The 372-nt window shown below is 29.6% G+C and carries 1 protein-coding gene; it reads right to left on the bottom strand.

Annotation, left to right across the window (positions count from 1 at the left end; all coding sequences use genetic code 11):
* The coding region (locus GQ589_RS11950) for a DUF6708 domain-containing protein (protein WP_202115117.1) at window positions 1-372 on the bottom strand (372 nt) is incomplete at both ends.

Here is a 372-nt window from a genome sequence, read left to right as displayed (position 1 = left end):
AAAAATAGCTTTCATTGATATACACTTTACCCGTTTTGCGGTTAAAAATAATGGGGCTACCTCGGCGTGTAAAAAGGTTTTGATATAATTCAGGAATCAGAAGATATAAAGCAAAAAAACAGGTGATGTTCATCAATAATAATACAATATCCATAATTTTTTCATCATTATTAACTGCAGGAGTCATAGTAAAAACGAAATAAAAATAAATACCTATATAAAAAGAAAGACCAAATATTGATATAAAACAAATAAATAAATAAAAAATCTGATCAGAGTTTGTTTTACGAATAAAAGCACAGTAGTTATCATTGGCATAGAGAAGACGCTGATCCGCCCCTGTTAAATAGTTACCGCCTTTTTCTAAATCGC

Origin of the sequence: Gilliamella sp. Pas-s27 (assembly GCF_009795865.1) — a bacterium.
Taxonomy (GTDB): domain Bacteria; phylum Pseudomonadota; class Gammaproteobacteria; order Enterobacterales; family Orbaceae; genus Gilliamella.
This window is presented reverse-complemented; position numbering and strand designations above follow the sequence as displayed.